The following is a 13585-nucleotide window of genomic DNA, read 5'->3' as shown; positions in this document are numbered from 1 at the left end:
AGGACGTTGATAGGTCGGGTGTGTAAGCGCAGTAATGCGTTCAGCTAACCGATACTAATTGCCCGTAAGGCTTGACTCTATAACCAGTCTGTTTTGCAGGCTGCAGAATTCTCGTGTGATACACACAACCCAAGATTACTTGCTTCTTCCCGGATTGGTCGCCTCGCGAAGCGAGATGACACCCCCTTTTGCCTGATGACCATAGCGAGTCGGTCCCACCCCTTCCCATCCCGAACAGGACCGTGAAACGACTCTACGCCGATGATAGTGCGGATTGCCCGTGTGAAAGTAGGTAATCGTCAGGCTCCCCTTACTGAAAAACCCCCGCCCAACCGGCGGGGGTTTTTTGCTTTGGCGGCGCCGAACAAGCCACCTCGCCGTTTCCGCAGCCCACCGAGCCTTGCTTCGATACGAAAGCGACACCTCATATCCGTCGTCAACGTAAAATCGCCGAATAGTCATATTGGCCAGTCAAGCAATGAACGCTCCCACCCAGCTAGTCCGAGCCGTCTGCCCGCACGATTGCCCGGATACGTGCGCGATGCGCGTGACCGTCGAGAACGGCAAAGCGATCAAGGTCACCGGCGATCCGGACCACCCGCCCACGCAGGGCGTCCTCTGTACCAAGGTCAGCCGATATGCAGACCGGGTACATCATCCAGACCGATTGACCGTGCCGCTCAAACGGATCGGCGCGAAGGGAGAAGGGCGCTTTGCGCCGATCAGCTGGGATCACGCATTCGACGAAATCGGACGGCGTCTCGGCGACATTGCCGCCCGTGCGCCGGAAGCCATCGTGCCGTACAGCTATGCGGGAACGATGGGGCTCGTGCAGGGCGAAGGCATCGCACAGCGCTTTTTTCATGCGCTCGGCGCGTCGCGCCTCGAGCGCAGCATCTGTGCCGCGGCCGGCGCCGCGGGGTTGCGCTATACGTACGGCGGCAGCGTCGGGATGCATCTCGAATTCTTCGAGGAAAGCGAGCTGATCCTGATCTGGGGCGCGAATCCGATCGCGTCGAGTCTCCACTTCTGGACGCGCGCGCAGGAAGCGAAGCGACGGGGCGCACATCTCGTCGCGATCGATCCGTATCGTTCGCTGACCGCGGAAAAATGTCATCAGCACATTGCGCCGCGGCCCGGTACCGACGGCGCGTTCGCGCTCGGCATGATGCACGTGCTGATCACCGAAAACCTGCTCGATCGCGATTACATCGCCCGCCATACCCTCGGATTCGACGCACTCAACGCGCGTGCAATGGACTATCCGCCGCATCGCGTTGCGCAAATCTGCGGCGTCGACGAAGCGGAACTGGTCGATCTCGCTCGCCGCTACGGCGCGACCCGCAAGGCCTCGATCCGGCTCAACTACGGGATGCAGCGCGTCCGCGGCGGCGGCAATGCCGTGCGCGCGATCGCGAGCCTTCCCGCGCTGACCGGCGCATGGCGTGATCGGGCCGGCGGCCTGTTGCTGTCGTCTTCGGAATGGGCGCCGATCGACCATGCGGCGCTGCTGCGCCCGGACCTGACGCCCGGCTGGCCGCACAAGCAGCCGCGCACGATCAACATGAACGCGATCGGCGACGCGCTGCTGCACCCCGGCGACACCGAGTTCGGTCCGAAGGTCGAGGCCGTGATCGTCTACAACTCGAACCCGGTCGCCGTCGCGCCGGATTCGGCGAAGGTCGCCGCCGGATTCGCGCGGGAGGATCTGTTCACCGTCGTGCTCGAGCATTTCAAGACCGATACCGTCGATTATGCCGATATCGTGCTGCCGGCAACGACGCAGCTCGAGCATCTGGACATCCACAAGTCTTACGGCCATACGTACGTGATGGCGAATCTGCCCGCGATCGCGCCGGTGGGCGACGCGCGTCCGAACACCGACATCTTCCGCGGCATCGCGCGCAGCATGGGGCTGACCGAGCCTGCGCTCTACCAGAGCGACGAAGAAGTCGCGCGCGCGGCGCTCAGATGGAACGATCCGGTGCTCCAGAGCGACTGGGACACCCTGAAGCACGCGGGCTGGCTGAAGCTCAAGGTGCCGGACGCGCCGTTCGCCGACGGCGGATTCCGCACGCCGTCCGGGAAATGCGAGTTCTATAGCGCGAGGTTGGCCGAGATGGGGATGGACCCGGTGCCCGACTACCTGCCGCCGTACGAGTCGGCGGAGGCCGCGCCGGAGCTCGCCGCGCGCTATCCGCTCGCGATGATCTCGCCGCCGGCCCGCAACTTCCTGAACAGCACGTTCGTGAACGTCGACAGTCTCCGCAACACCGAAGGCGAGCCGCACCTCGACATGCATCCGACCGACGCGCAGCCGCGCGGTATCTCGGACGGCGACGTCGTTCGCATCTTCAACGATCGCGGCTCGATGCGCGCGCGCGCGCGCGTGACCGACCGGGCGCGCGAAGGGCTCGTGGTCGGCCTGTCGATCTGGTGGAAGAAGTTGTCGCCGGACGGGCGGAACGCGAATGAAGTCACGAGCCAGGCGCTCACCGACCTCGGCCATTCCGCGACGTTTTACGACTGCCTCGTCGAAGTCGCCCGCGTTTGAATCCGGATCGCCGCGGAGCGGTGCGCGCCACGCATCGTCCGGCGTTCGAAGGGGACGTCTAACCCTGTTGTATCAAACCGGTCGAATCGCTAGGATGCGTTTTCGCACGACCATTCGAAAATCTGTGAGGAGACGCGCTGCATGGACAAAATCTGGCTGAAATCGTACCCATCCGGCGTTCCAGCCGAAATCGACGCGTCTGCGTATCCGTCCATCCCGGCGCTGCTCGACGAGAGCTTCGTCAAATATCGCGGCCGGACGGCTTTCGTCTGCATGGGCAAGTCGATCACGTACGGCGATCTCGATTCGCTGTCGCGCCGCTTCGCCGCGTGGCTGCAGTCGCGCGGGCTCGCGCGCGGTGCGCGGGTCGCGATCATGATGCCGAACGTGCTGCAGTATCCGATCGCGATCGCCGCGGTGCTGCGCGCCGGCTACGCGGTCGTGAACGTCAATCCGCTCTACACGCCGCGCGAGCTCGAACATCAACTCAAGGACAGCGGCGCGGAGGCGATCGTCATCCTCGAGAATTTTGCGACCACGCTGCAGGCGGTCGTCGCGAATACGGCGGTCAAGCACATCGTCGTCGCGTCGATGGGCGATCTGATGGGCGTGAAGGGCTGGCTCGTCAATTACGTCGTCCGAAACGTGAAGAAGATGGTGCCCGCGTGGCAACTGCCGTCGTACACGCGCTTCAACGCGGCGCTCGCGGAAGGGGCGCGTCAGACCTTCAAGCCGCAGAACCCGGCCCCTGACGACATCGCGTTCCTGCAATACACCGGCGGGACGACCGGCGTCGCGAAGGGCGCGACGCTGCTGCACCGGAACATCGTCGCGAACGTGCTTCAGGCCGAGGCGTGGTTTCATCCGGCGCTCGCGAAGTACCCGGACACCGAGCAATTCGTGACCGTGATCGCGCTGCCGCTCTATCACGTGTTCGCACTGACCGTCTGCGGCTTCCTGACGATGCGCACCGGCGGCACGGGCGTCCTGATCCCGAATCCGCGCGACATCGCCGGGATGATCAAGGAGCTGGAAGGCTACCGGATCTCGACGTTCCCCGCCGTCAACACGCTGTACAACGCACTGCTGAACCATCCGGACTTCGGCAAGCTCGACCTCTCGAAGCTCGTGATCGCGAACGGCGGCGGCATGGCGATTCAGGAAAGCGTCGCGAAGCGCTGGTATGAAAAGACGCGCACGGCGATCGTCGAAGGCTACGGCCTGTCCGAGACGTCGCCGGTCGCGACGTGCAATCCGGTGACGGCCACCGAGTACAGCGGCACGATCGGCCTGCCGCTGCCGTCGACCGAGATCTCGATTCGCGACGACGCCGGCAACGAAGTGGCGCTCGGCGAGCCGGGCGAAATCTGCATCAGCGGCCCGCAGGTGATGGCCGGCTACTGGAATCGCCCCGACGAGACCGCGAAGGTCATGATGGCGGACGGCTACTTCAAGTCGGGCGACGTCGGCGTGATGGACGCGCGCGGCTATGTGAAGATCGTCGACCGGAAGAAGGACATGATTCTCGTGTCCGGCTTCAACGTGTATCCGAACGAGATCGAGGACGTCGTCGCATCGCATCCGGGCGTGTTCGAGGTGGCGGCGGTCGGCGTGCCGGACGAGCACTCGGGCGAGGCGGTCAAGCTGTTCGTCGTGAAGAAGGATCAGGCGCTGACGGCCGACGACGTGCTCGCGTACTGCAAGGAACGGCTGACGGGCTACAAGCGGCCGAAGTTCGTCGAATTCCGCGCGGAGCTGCCGAAGACGAACGTCGGCAAGATTCTGCGGCGCGAGTTGCGCGACGGCCGCGCCTGACGGAATCGCCCCCTGCGCGTGGAACGGCCCGGCGAGGTTCGCCGGGTTTTTTTGCCATCAGGACGGGGCACCGCAACGAAAAAAGGCGCCCGAAGGCGCCTTTGAATTTACTGCGGCTTGTCGTCAAGACAAGCTGGTTAGAACTTGTGGCGGATGCCGACGGTCGCGGCAAGCTGGTTCGGCGAGTTCGAAGGCGTCAGAGCGGCGATCGCTGCAACAGCCTTTTCGCCCGTCGAATCGTAGCCCAGTGCGTGCTGATAGATACCGACCGCGTAGAGGTCGGTGCGCTTCGACAGGAAGTAGTCGACACCCAGTGCGACCTGGTGGTATTGCGCGGCCGACTGGCCGTTGACCTTCGAGCCACGCGTATAGTCGTACGCGACGCCTGCCAGCAGAGCCGGGGTCAGCTGAAACTTGAAGTTGGCTTCGATGTTGTTGAAGCTCGCGCTGCCTTGCAGGTTCAGCGGGTTCAGGCCCGTGCCGGCAACCGTGCCGACCTTGTCGAAACGCGTGTAGCTGTAGGTCGCGCCGATCGTCGCCGCGCCGATCGTGTACGCGCCGCCGGCCGCAGCGACTTGCTGCGTGTTCGCCGATGCGTAGCCGCTGTACACCGGGCTCTTCATGTTCAGGCCGGTTGCCGACGCGGTCGGGGTGTTGCCGAAGAACGAGTAGTTCGGATCACGGGCGTTCAGGTAGCCGACGCCGAGGGCCAGCGGGCCGTTCGTGTAGCCGGCGCCGACCGTCCAGATCTGGTTGCGGCCCGGATGGCCGGCGATGCCGCCGAGGCTGTACAGGGCGCCGACCTGGAGGCCGCTGTAGATCGGGCTCGTGTACTTGACCGCATTGTTGATGCGATTCGAGTTGTTGATGTTGTCGAGGTCGCCCGGGTGCGCGCTGTAGCCGCTGCCCCACTGGTCACCCACTTCGAACTGGCCGACGTATTCGGAGACGGAGTCATACTGGCGACCCAGCGTCACCGTGCCGGCGGTTGCGCTCGACAGGCCGACGAATGCCTGACGGCCGAAGAAGTCGCCGCCTTGGCCCAGCGCGCCAGTCGACGCGTTGAAGCCGTTTTCCAACGTGAAGATCGCCTTCAGACCACCGCCGAGGTCTTCCGTGCCGCGCATGCCGAAGCGGCTGCCCGACAGGTTGCCGCTCGCGAGCTGATATTGACGGCCGCCGTTGGCGTTGTTGTTGAACAGCAGGCCTTCATCGACGATGCCGTAGAGCGTCACGCTGCTTTGCGCTTGAGCAGCGCCAGCGAATGCACCCAGCGCGATGAGCGCGAGAAGCGACTTTTTCATTCGGAAGATCTCCAAGAATCACTGAAATATTTGTTACGGAGCAAATAGTTATGTTCTGGCGACGGGTGCTCCGCTGCAAACTTCGCAAGAAGTCGGACGTAATTTAGCAAAAGGCCAATGGGGTACAAAGCGAAACGCCCGGTGTCGAAGCCGGCCTGTTTCCTTTATGCAACAATGGTTAAAATCCCGGGTTAACCGCAATTTCCACTGACAAATCGAGTGGATAGACCGGCAAATACCTGCTCGCGCCCGCTCCGGGACGGGCGTGGCAGCCAGGAGAACGAATGATGTTGGATGAACTGATCAGCGAATTCGACCGCAGCCTGCGTTCGATGACGGGCGTGAGCCGGATGAGCCGTCCGGTGCCCGCGCCGGCCGAGCCGTCGGACGTGGAACTGTCGCCGGCCGAGCGCACGCGCGCGGCCGGGCTGATGCGCGTGAACCATGTCGGCGAGATCTGCGCGCAGGCGCTCTATCAGGCGCAGAAGCTGACCGCGCGCTCGCCCGCGCTCAAGACCCTGTTCGGCGACGCGGCGCGCGAGGAGGAGGATCATCTCGCCTGGACCGCGCAGCGCCTGAAGGAGCTCGATTCGCGCCCGAGCCTGTTGAATCCGGTCTGGTACGCGGGCGCGCTCGCGATCGGCATCGCCGCCGGCGCGCTCGGCGACAAGGTGAGCCTCGGCTTCATGGCCGAAACCGAGCGCCAGGTCGAGAGCCATCTCGACGGGCATCTGGCCGAACTGCCGGCCGCCGATACCGCATCGCGCGCGATCGTCGAGCAGATGCGCGCCGACGAGGCGAGACACGGCAAGAGCGCGATGGACGCGGGCGGCGTCGAGCTGCCGCTGCCGGCGCGGATGCTGATGCGCGCCGCGTCGAAAGTCATGACGATCACCGCTTACAGGATCTGATCCGCAGTGGGGCGGCGCCGCTCGCCGCCCCCGTCCGCGCCGCTCGACACCGCACGTTTCCCCGCGCTTCCCCCGCATTTTCCCGCCCTCGAAATCTCCGCTGCGACACCCGTCAAGCCCGCCTTGTTCACGTATCACCTTCACAGATTGCACTAGCCCATTCATTTATAACGATTTTCAGGATGAGGGGGCGCATGAGGACGCGCACGTAAGTCCTTGTTCTAACTAACAAAATTCGTTAAAAAGTCCGGCCGCTCCCTTGACCGTGCCAAACCCTTCCACTAAAGTGGGAGACAGTGTGAGAAAGTGTATTTTTGTGTGATTTGGCGAGCTGTTCCGGCTAAATTCTCATCATTGGGCGGGCGCCTCGGCGCCCTGATCGGGAGAGCGGAAAAGTGTTCCAAGGGGCGTCGGCGCTGACGCTCGATGCGAAAGGGCGGATGTCGGTGCCGGCTCGCTATCGCGAAGCGCTGCAAGGACAGGCAGAAGGACGGGTGACTGTGACCAAGCACCCGGACGGCTGCCTGTTGCTGTTTCCGCGCCCGGAATGGGAGGTGTTTCGCGCGAAGATCGCCGCGCTGCCGATGGATGCGCACTGGTGGCGCCGGATTTTTCTCGGCAATGCGATGGATGTCGATCTCGACAGCGCAGGCCGGATTCTCGTATCGCCCGAGCTGCGAATGGCGGCGGGGCTGGAAAAGGAAGTCATGTTGCTGGGAATGGGTAGTCACTTCGAGCTGTGGGATTCGCAGACCTACAACGCGAAGGAGCAGGCGGCGATGGCGCAGGGCATGCCCGATGCGCTGAAGAATTTCACGTTCTGATTGCGGTGACGGAGAGGCCCGCAATGGGAAACCAATTACAGCACCGGACGGTGCTGTTGGACGAGGCGGTCGATGCGCTCGTGACGCGGCCGGACGGCATCTACGTCGACGGCACGTTCGGGCGGGGCGGTCACAGCCGCGCGGTGCTCGCGCGGCTGGCGCCGGGTGGAAGGCTGGTCGCGTTCGACAAGGATCCGCGCGCGATCGAAGAGGCGCAGCGCATCGAGGACGCGCGCTTTTCGATCGCGCACGACAGTTTTGCGTCGATGCGTGGCGCGCTCGCGGCGCGCGGCATCGACAAGGTATCGGGCGTGTTGCTGGATCTGGGTGTGTCGTCGCCGCAAGTGGACGATCCGGCGCGGGGCTTCAGCTTCCGCGCGGATGGCCCGCTCGATATGAGGATGGACCCGACGCGCGGCGAGTCGGCGGCCGAATGGCTCGCGCGGGCTTCGCTGCAGGAACTGACGGAGGTGATACGAGATTATGGGGAAGAACGGTTTGCTTTTCAGATTGCAAAGGCGCTTGTTGCTCGCCGGGCAGAGTCCGATCGTCTCGGGCCTCTCGACACCACGGGCGAGCTTGCCCAAATCGTGGGTCACGCCGTCAAGACCCGTGAGAAGGGCAAGGATCCGGCAACCCGCACCTTTCAGGCTATACGGATTCACGTCAATCAAGAGCTTGCGGACCTGCAAGTCGTACTAGACGCGGCATTGTCGTCGTTGGAGCAAGGGGGGCGGCTGGTGGTGATCAGCTTTCATTCGCTCGAGGATCGGATCGTCAAGCGATTCATGCAGGCGCACGCGAGTGCGCCTGCTGTCGATCGCCGCCTGCCGATCCGCGCGGTCGACCTGCCGAGCCCGCCGCTCAAAATCATTGGCCGCAAGTTTCCCAGCGAGGCCGAGGTCGTCGCCAATCCGCGCGCCCGGTCGGCGGTGATGCGCATCGCGGAGCGCGTCACGCCATGAGCCGTCTCAACATCTTTCTCCTGATCATCGTGATGGGTTGCGCGCTGTCGGTCGTCAATTCGACCAATCAGCAACGTCAGTTCTTCTTCCAGCTGCAGCGCGCGCAGTCGCAGGAGCATCAGCTCCAGCAGGACTACGCGCAGCTTCAATATCAGCAGAGCGCGCTGTCGAAGACGTCGCGCATCGAGCAGCTCGCGAATCAGTCGCTGAAGATGCAGCCGGTCACGACCGGCCGCACGCAGTATCTGACCCTGCCGCCGGGCGCGGCGAGCGCGATCGACGCGCCGATTCCCGCCTCCGCCGCCGATGCGGCCGGCAAGGCACGCGGAGGCGCACGATGAAGCCGTCGCCGAAGCGCCAGAACGTGAAGTTCTCGTCGAGCCCCGTGCTGTCGGTGCATCTGCCGATGTGGCGCTCGAAGTTCGTCGTGTTCCTGTTGTTCATGGCGTTCGTCGCGCTCGCCGCGCGCGCGTTCTGGATTCAGGGCCCGGGCAACGCGTTCTATCAGAAGCAGGGCGAAAGCCGCTATCAGCGCACGATCGACCTGGCGGCGACGCGCGGCAAGATCCTCGATCGCAACGGCCTCGTGCTCGCGACGAGCCTGCCCGTGCGCGCGATCTGGTCGATCCCCGAAGACGTGCCCGACGACGTCGACGCGGGCAAGATCGCCCAGCTCGGCAAGCTGCTCGGGATGACGCAGAAGGAGCTGCACGCGAAGCTGTCGGAGGACAAGAGCTTCGTCTACGTGAAGCGCCAGGTGTCGCTCGACGTCGCCGACAAGGTGACGGCGCTCGGCATTCCCGGCATCTACGAACGCAACGAATATAAGCGCTTCTATCCGGAAGGCGAGATCACCGCGCACCTGGTCGGCTTCACGAACGTCGAGGACGAAGGGCAGGAAGGCGTCGAACTCAGCGACCAGAAGATGCTCGCCGGCACGTCGGGCGTGCGCCGCGTGATCAAGGACCGGGTCGGCCACATCGTCGAGGACGTCGCCGCCGAGCTGCCGCCGCACAACGGCACCGACGTCGACCTGTCGATCGACAGCAAGATCCAGTACATCGCATACGCGAACCTGAAGGCCGCGGTCGAGAAGTTCAAGGCGAAGGCCGGCGCCGCGATGGTGGTCGACGTGCGCACCGGCGAAGTGCTCGCGCTCGTCAATTATCCGACGTACAACCCGAACGACCGCTCGCACCTGACCGGCGAGCAGCTCCGCAACCGCGTGCTGACCGACGTGTTCGAGCCGGGCTCGATCATGAAGCCGTTCACGATCTCGCTCGCGCTCGATCTGCATCGCGTGACGCCGAACACGCTCGTCGAGACCGGCAACGGCCACTTCGTGCTCGACGGCGCGCCGATCAGCGACGATTCGGGCTTCGGCACGCTGACGGTCGGCGGCGTGATCCAGAAGTCGAGCAACATCGGCGCGACGAAGATCGCGATGACGATGAAGCCCGAAGAGATGTGGAACATGTATACGAGCATCGGGCTCGGCCAGGCGCCGAAGGTCGGCTTCCCGGGCGCGGCGGCGGGCCGTCTGCGGCCGTGGAAGAGCTGGCGCCGGATCGAGCAGGCGACGATGTCGTACGGCTACGGCCTGTCGGTGTCGCTGTTCCAGCTCGCGCGCGCGTACACCGCGATCGCGCATGACGGCGAGCTGATGCCCGTGTCGTTGTTCAAGACCGACAGCACGCAGCCCGTCACCGGCCCGCAGATCTTCTCGCCCGTCACCGCGCGCGAAGTGCGCACGATGCTCGAATCCGTCGTGTCGGCGGCCGGCACGTCGCCGGACGCCGCCGTGCCCGGCTATCGCGTCGGCGGCAAGAGCGGTACCGCGTACAAGCACGAAGGCCGCGGCTACGATCACAAGAAGTATCGCGCGTCGTTCGTCGGGATGGCGCCGATGCCGAATCCGCGCATCGTCGTCGCGGTGTCGGTCGACGAGCCGACCGCCGGCAGCCACTTCGGCGGCCAGGTGTCAGGCCCCGTGTTCTCGGCGATCGCCGGCGACACGCTGCGCGCGCTGAACGTGCCGCCGAACATGCCGGTCAAGCAGCTCGTCGTGTCCGGCGACGATCCGTCCGCGGCCCCGCCGGCGAAGGCGGCGAGCGTGCCGCAACGGCCGGCGGGCGGTCCGCAAAAGCTCGCCGCGGGCGCCGGCGCGAAGCATATGATCGTATCCAGCACGACACGTAATTCTCCAGGAGTGGTTCGATGAGCGCCGCGCGCAGTTCTCATCCGGCGCATCAGCAGATCGCAGCCGCGCTCGCGTGGCTGCGCGAGCATGTGGCCCCCGAAGCAACGCTGCATGCGGATACGCGCAGCCTCGCGACAGGTGACGTGTTTTGCGCGTACGCGGTCGACGGGGCCGACAACCGCGCGTTCATTGCCGACGCGCTCGCGCGCGGCGCGGCCGCGGTGCTGTATCAGCCCGAGGGCCTGGCTGGCACGCCCGCCGCGCTCGTTGCGCTCTCAGTGCCGCAGCTTGACGAACTCGTCGGCGACATCGCGAGCGGCTGGTACGGCGATCCGAGCGACGCGATGCTCGCGGTCGGCGTGACCGGTACGAACGGCAAGACGTCGTGCACGCAGTGGATCGCCGCCGCGCTGACCGCGCTGCATCGTCCGTGCGCGGTGATCGGCACGCTCGGCAGCGGCATGCCGGGGCACCTGGTGCCGACCGGCTTCACGACGCCCGACGCGCCGCAGCTTCAGCGCAACCTCGCCGAGCTGCGGGCCGCCGGCGCGCAGGCGGTTGCGATGGAAGTGTCGTCGCATGCGCTGCATCAGGGGCGCGCGAACGGCACGTCGTTCGACATCGCGGTGTTCACGAATCTGACGCAGGATCATCTCGACTATCACCGCACGTTCGACGCGTACGAAGCCGCGAAGGCGAAGCTGTTCGCGTGGCGCGGGCTGCGCGCGGCGGTCGTGAACCGCGACGACGCGGCCGGCCGGCGGCTGCTCGCGCAGCTCGCCGGGCGGGTGCGCACGATCGCGTACGGGATCGGCGATGGCGCGGCGGCCGACGCCGGCGTTGAGGCCGAAGTCGAAGCCGACTGCGCGCTGACCGCGGAAGACGTGCGCGCGACCCCTGCCGGCACCGCGTTCCGGCTGCGCTCGTCGTGGGGCGACGCGGACGTCGAGGTCGGCACGCTCGGCACGTTCAACGTCAGCAACCTGCTCGCGGTGCTCGGCACGCTGCTCGCGGCCGACGTGCCGTTCGACGCGGCACTCGCGGAGATCGCACGGCTCGAGTCGGTCAACGGCCGGATGCAGCGGCTCGGCGGCCGGCTGCAGAACGACGAGCCGCTCGTCGTGATCGACTACGCGCATACGCCCGACGCGCTCGAAAAGACGCTTGGCGCGCTGCGCCCGATCGCGGCCGCGCGCGGCGGCGCGCTCGTCTGCATGTTCGGCTGCGGCGGCGATCGCGACGCGACGAAGCGCCCGCTGATGGGCGCGATCGCCGAGCGGCTCGCGGATCAGGTCGTCGTCACGAGCGACAACCCGCGCAGCGAGGATCCGCAGAAGATCATCGACCAGATCGTCGCCGGGATGACGTCGCCGGCGCGCGCGCGCCGCGTCGAGGATCGCGCGAGCGCGATCCTGCAGGCGGTGCGCGGCGCGGCGCGCGAGGATGTCGTCGTGCTGGCCGGCAAGGGCCACGAGGCGACCCAGGAGATTCACGGCAAGAAGCGCGCGTTCTCCGATCAGGATCACGCGCGGCTCGCGCTCGCGGCGCGCCCCACGCACCCCGCGCACCCCGCGCACGGCAAGGGAGGCGGCGAATGACGATGCTCACACTCGGCGACGCCGCTCGCCTGATTCCCGGCGCGACCGTGCACGGCGACGCGGGCGTCGAATTCGCGCGCGTGTCGACGGACAGCCGCACGGCCGGCCCCGGCGACCTGTTCGTCGCGCTGAAGGGGGAGCGCTTCGACGCGCACGATTTTCTCGCGGACGTCGCGGCGCGCGGCGCGGCGGCGGCGCTCGTGTCGCATCGCCCGGCCGGCGTTGCGCTGCCGGTGATCGAAGCCGCCGACACGCGCATCGCGCTCGGCGCGCTCGCGCACGGCTGGCGCGCGCGCTTCGCGCTGCCGCTCGTCGCGGTGACGGGCAGCAACGGCAAGACGACGGTCAAGGAGATGATCGCGTCGATTTTCGCGGCGGCGGTCGGCGTCGACGCGCGGCTCGCGACCGCCGGCAACTTCAACAACGACATCGGCCTGCCGCTGACGCTGCTGCGCCTCACTGCCGCGCACCGGCTCGCGGTGATCGAGCTCGGGATGAACCACCCGGGCGAGACCGACGTGCTCGCGCGGCTCGCGGCGCCGACGGTCGCGCTGGTCAACAACGCGCAGCGCGAGCATCAGGAATTCATGGCGACGGTCGAGGCCGTCGCGCTCGAGCATGCGTCGGTGATCCACGCGCTCGCGCCGGACGGCGCGGCGGTGTTCCCGGCCGACGACGCGTACGCGAGCATCTGGCGCGTCGCGGCGACCGGCAACCGGATCGTCGATTTCGCGCTGCACGACGATGCGCGGCAGACGCCGGCCGCCGTCACGGGCCGGCTCGACGGCGGCGCGCTCGCAATCGACACGCCGGCCGGCGGCATCACGGTGCGGCTCTCCGCACTCGGCGAGCACAACGCGCGCAACGCGCTCGCGGCGAGCGCCGCCGCGATTGCGGCCGGCGTGGCGCCGAGCGCGATCAAGGCCGGGCTCGAGGCGTTCGAGCCGGTGAAGGGCCGTCTGCAGGTGAAGCGCGCGAGCGTGGGCAGCCTCGCGGGCGCGACCGTCGTCGACGATACGTACAACGCGAATCCCGATTCGATGCGCGCGGCGATCGACGTGCTGGCCGCGCAACCGGCGCCGCGCGTGCTGGTGATCGGCGACATGGGCGAGGTCGGCGACGAAGGTCCGGCGTTCCACCGCGAGATCGGCGCCTATGCGCGCGAGCGCGGGATCGACGCGCTCTTCGCGCTCGGCGATGCGTCGCGCGACGCGTGTGCCGCATACGGCGCGCAGGGGCATGGCGCGCGGCATTTCTCGGACGTCGATGCGCTCGTCGCCGCGTTGCAGGCCGCCGGTTTCGGCGCGCAGGCGACGGTGCTCGTGAAGGGGTCGCGATACATGAAGATGGAGCGCGTGGTCAACGCGCTGACGAATCAACCCGCGGCGGGCGCGACGCCCGCCACGCACTGAGA

Annotated in this window: 10 protein-coding genes and 2 rRNA genes; 11 read left to right on the top strand and 1 reads right to left on the bottom strand. The window is 66.4% G+C overall.

From position 1 onward, the window contains the following. The 4 genes from HZI36_RS22805 to HZI36_RS22790 all read left to right on the top strand — a co-directional run. Positions 1-79 (top strand): 23S ribosomal RNA (locus HZI36_RS22805); the annotation flags it as partial. A 112-nt stretch (positions 80-191) separates the two neighbouring features. Continuing rightward, positions 192-305: ribosomal RNA gene (rrf, locus tag HZI36_RS22800) — 5S ribosomal RNA — on the top strand. A gap of 173 nt (positions 306-478) precedes the next feature. Next, a complete protein-coding gene (locus HZI36_RS22795; protein WP_179404936.1) occupies positions 479-2554 on the top strand; it encodes a molybdopterin-containing oxidoreductase family protein in 2076 nt (691 codons plus the stop codon). Positions 2555-2695: 141 nt separating this feature from the next. Then, positions 2696-4369 (top strand): long-chain fatty acid--CoA ligase, encoded by a 1674-nt coding sequence (locus tag HZI36_RS22790; RefSeq protein WP_179404935.1) that lies wholly within the window; start codon positions 2696-2698, stop codon positions 4367-4369. 137 nt (positions 4370-4506) lie between these two features. Here the strand turns inward: HZI36_RS22790 and HZI36_RS22785 are convergent, their stop codons facing one another. Further along, a complete protein-coding gene (locus HZI36_RS22785) occupies positions 4507-5673 on the bottom strand; it encodes a porin (RefSeq protein WP_179404934.1) in 1167 nt (388 codons plus the stop codon). A gap of 284 nt (positions 5674-5957) precedes the next feature. On the opposite strand from HZI36_RS22785, the gene coq7 reads away from it, so the two are divergent. The 7 genes from coq7 to HZI36_RS22750 all read left to right on the top strand — a co-directional run bounded on the left by coq7 (position 5958) and on the right by HZI36_RS22750 (position 13583). Continuing rightward, positions 5958-6584 carry a 2-polyprenyl-3-methyl-6-methoxy-1,4-benzoquinone monooxygenase gene (gene coq7 / locus HZI36_RS22780; protein WP_179404933.1) on the top strand — a complete coding sequence of 209 codons (627 nt, stop codon included), beginning with the start codon at positions 5958-5960 and terminating at the stop codon, positions 6582-6584. 395 nt (positions 6585-6979) lie between these two features. Further along, complete coding sequence (gene mraZ / locus HZI36_RS22775) at positions 6980-7408, top strand: division/cell wall cluster transcriptional repressor MraZ (protein WP_006487094.1); 429 nt, start codon at positions 6980-6982, stop codon at positions 7406-7408. 23 nt (positions 7409-7431) lie between these two features. Continuing rightward, positions 7432-8373, top strand: coding sequence for a 16S rRNA (cytosine(1402)-N(4))-methyltransferase RsmH (rsmH, locus tag HZI36_RS22770; protein WP_179404932.1), 942 nt, complete (start codon positions 7432-7434; stop codon positions 8371-8373). Next, complete coding sequence (gene ftsL / locus HZI36_RS22765; RefSeq protein WP_179404931.1) at positions 8370-8714, top strand: cell division protein FtsL; 345 nt, start codon at positions 8370-8372, stop codon at positions 8712-8714. The genes rsmH and ftsL overlap by 4 nt, the downstream gene beginning before the upstream one ends. Continuing rightward, positions 8711-10594: a peptidoglycan D,D-transpeptidase FtsI family protein gene (locus tag HZI36_RS22760; RefSeq protein WP_179404930.1), complete on the top strand. Its 1884-nt coding sequence runs from the start codon at positions 8711-8713 to the stop codon at positions 10592-10594. Before ftsL ends, HZI36_RS22760 begins: the two co-directional genes overlap by 4 nt. Beyond that, positions 10591-12171 (top strand): UDP-N-acetylmuramoyl-L-alanyl-D-glutamate--2,6-diaminopimelate ligase, encoded by a 1581-nt coding sequence (locus HZI36_RS22755; RefSeq protein WP_179404929.1) that lies wholly within the window; start codon positions 10591-10593, stop codon positions 12169-12171. Before HZI36_RS22760 ends, HZI36_RS22755 begins: the two co-directional genes overlap by 4 nt. Beyond that, positions 12168-13583, top strand: a complete 1416-nt coding sequence (locus HZI36_RS22750; protein ID WP_179404928.1) for a UDP-N-acetylmuramoyl-tripeptide--D-alanyl-D-alanine ligase — start codon at positions 12168-12170, stop codon at positions 13581-13583. The genes HZI36_RS22755 and HZI36_RS22750 overlap by 4 nt, the downstream gene beginning before the upstream one ends. Positions 13584-13585 lie beyond the last annotated feature (2 nt).

Origin of the sequence: Burkholderia guangdongensis (genome assembly GCF_013403875.1) — a bacterium.
Classification (GTDB): Bacteria; Pseudomonadota; Gammaproteobacteria; order Burkholderiales; family Burkholderiaceae; genus Burkholderia; species Burkholderia guangdongensis.
The sequence above is the reverse complement of the archived record's forward strand: the minus strand, read 5'-3'. Positions and strand labels throughout refer to the sequence as shown.